Here is a 2714-nt window from a genome sequence, read left to right on the forward strand (position 1 = left end):
CCTGTGCCCATCGAAGGGTTATTTCACCGAAGGTCGCGGATCAGGCGTCACTAAAAAATTAACCGACTACATACTCGCCACGATGAGTTGCCTAGAAGCACTATTCTGAAGAATGGCCACGTCTTTTAGTGCTTTGCCAGCATTACTAAGGATCTATATAGATCCATTATTTTCACAATACCTTATGATTCAATAATCGCTTTCTTGTTAGCTTTTAGATTATCTTTGATATGTTAAAGCGTAGTATTCTTTTTCAGAGGAGGTCTTGTTCTTTGGAATATGTACTTAGGCTAACTTATTCCTAGCACCAAAAAATATGCATGAAGCCTTACTATAAAACTATCTTCTTATTGAGTTGTGTACTTTCTTTTGGGGTTAGCGCGCAGTCAACATTAAGGACTGATGACGAAGCCAATAGCCTAAAAGGAAGTATTTGGCTCAGTGGTAACTCTAGATTACTAGATGAAAACCTATTGACAGGAGCAGGATACTTTTTCACTGAGAACTTACTAATTGGAAGCAAACTTGAGTCTTTAAATCTTTCCGCCACGGACTATCAAGTGAGTTTCAACCCTTTCATACGCTATTATGTAGGTAAGATTGGTAATGGTTGGCGGCCTTACGCTCAAGTGGATGCTAACTTTGTTTTTGGTGGAGACTTTGATGCCTTTTATAGTTATGGTGGAAAAGTAGGGCTGGAGAGACGCCTCAATACCAGCACGTTATTAAATATCGATATAGGTTATACGAAAACCCAGTTTCTTGATTCAGACGATTTGGGCCTAAGTGTACGTTTAAACACAGTCCTCGGGGGGGCAGCAGGCAAAAGTGTAGCTACAGACTACTTTCAAAAAGGGAATTTCATAGTTAGCGGTCAGTTGATTAACCTTCTACTTTCCAATAATCAGCTTACAGATGGTTACTTTGTAAATATTACTCCTAATGGAAACTATTTTTTATTAGATCGTTTTGTAATTGAAGGTTCACTGGGGCTTAATTTTAACGATTTTAGTCAAAATATTGGACTTGTAGAGCGAGAGCTTGCTCAGCAAGAATTAAACTTGGCGGGAGGTCTCCGTTATTATATTACGAGTCAAAGTTTATTCAACGTTTTTGCAAGGGCAACTCTTTTATATAATTACCGACAAACTACAGTCGACAATAGTAATGATAGTCAAGGTGAAGTCTTCGCCGCTTACGAATTGGGAAATAGCCTTTTTATTAATCGATCCACTTCCTTTGACTTGGGCATAAATGTTACTCAAGGCTTTAATGATAGAACAAGTGGCTTTGAATGGGTCTTAAGTGGAAGATTAAGTTTTTGGTTCCAGTAGCTATCTCGGGCTAATATTTGCATAATATTGTTACTTCGATATTTAGAAAATGAGGTGCCAATATCGATTAAGCTAAAGTCAATTCGCTTTGCTTAATCTCGCCGATTAGCAATGATTCTAAATGAAAACTTAGGTAACTATCAACCCGCAAACAATCAGTATTTTACTGCTCGGAATGCTCTAGCCTAGGGCCTTGCCAAGACTCGTCTAAAACTGTTTGAAGCTACGAAAAGGCCTTCACCGCCAGTTACGTTCGTAACAGAAGCTCTTGGTTCTAAAATTATCCCTCGAAGATCATCGAGATTTAATCGATCAAGCTGGTAATTAAAATAGTTTTCATCAATACTCCTGACAACAAAAATGTAGTCCTCAAACTCTAGTCTTTGACCACCAAAGGTGAATAGAAACAGGTCAGGTACTAATGTAAATTCCCAGGCTTCATTAGTAAAACAAATGTCAGGAAAAAATATGCTGTTAAAGTTAAAAACCTCGCAAGATTCAGAGTCAAAATCTGCAAAAAAATCAAAAAATAAAGTTGATGAAAAGTTAACATTATGAGTCACTTCAATCAGGTACTTATTATCACCAGGAGGGTCAATGCCTGAAAAATTTAATCTTACTCTGTTGTAGGTAAAGGGATCGGGAACGATAGTATCTAATTCGATGATCTCTTCTAAGAAAGGGTCCTCAATTCCGGGAGGAATTATAACCCACTTTGATTTTAGTGTGTCAAGGTTAGGAGCTATAATTTCAAGTCTAAAGCTATCGCTTTCGCTTATGGGGATATTTGTTAATGAAAAGAAGCCATCACCTTGTGAATTCACAAAGAAAGCTTCTGATGAGGAATATAAAATTACTTGAGCTTCTGGAAGGGTTAGCGTACTTAAAGTCTGATCTCCTGTTGGCGGAGCAGTTTGATTAACGAAGGCAGTGAAACCTTCTGAAGGATCAATTCTTGCAGTTACGCTAATTCTAGGCCCTTCAAAAGGAATGTTAGTATCCAAATCTTTTGTACATGTACTCACTAGTATACCGAATAGTAAGAGTGTACTAATAGTTCTAAAATGTAATTTCATAATTTATAAATGGAATAAAGGTGAATAGTGAATATTGTGTAATACTATTACTAATCACACTTGGTACATAACTTATTGAAACATCATCAAATTCACTTTGAGAGTCTTGTTCTGCGAGAACGTAAGTAGGATTTTGTCGGCCGTAAACATTGTAGCAGCCCATTGAGAAGACTCTTTTTCTTCCATTTTTTCTGATTTTCTCTTTTCTAAGAGCGTGTCTAAAATTATGATTTCTTCGATATAAAGGCTGTCAGTCGTATTTTGTAAGTCGCCAAACTATACAGAATATGACCAAGCAGTGGGC

At 37.2% G+C, this 2714-nt stretch carries 2 protein-coding genes; one reads left to right on the plus strand and one right to left on the minus strand.

Translation table 11 applies throughout. The annotated features are described in order from the left end of the window. The first annotated feature begins 320 nt into the window (after positions 1–320). Positions 321–1334: a hypothetical protein gene (locus BM123_RS23635; protein WP_090173600.1), complete on the plus strand. Its 1014-nt coding sequence runs from the start codon at positions 321–323 to the stop codon at positions 1332–1334. A gap of 185 nt (positions 1335–1519) precedes the next feature. On the opposite strand, the gene BM123_RS23640 is transcribed toward BM123_RS23635, so the two are convergent. Next, complete coding sequence (locus BM123_RS23640; RefSeq protein WP_245748673.1) at positions 1520–2338, minus strand: DUF4249 family protein; 819 nt, start codon at positions 2336–2338, stop codon at positions 1520–1522. Positions 2339–2714 lie beyond the last annotated feature (376 nt).

The sequence above is a fragment of the Neolewinella agarilytica genome (genome assembly GCF_900110645.1).
Taxonomy (GTDB): Bacteria; Bacteroidota; Bacteroidia; order Chitinophagales; family Saprospiraceae; genus Neolewinella; species Neolewinella agarilytica.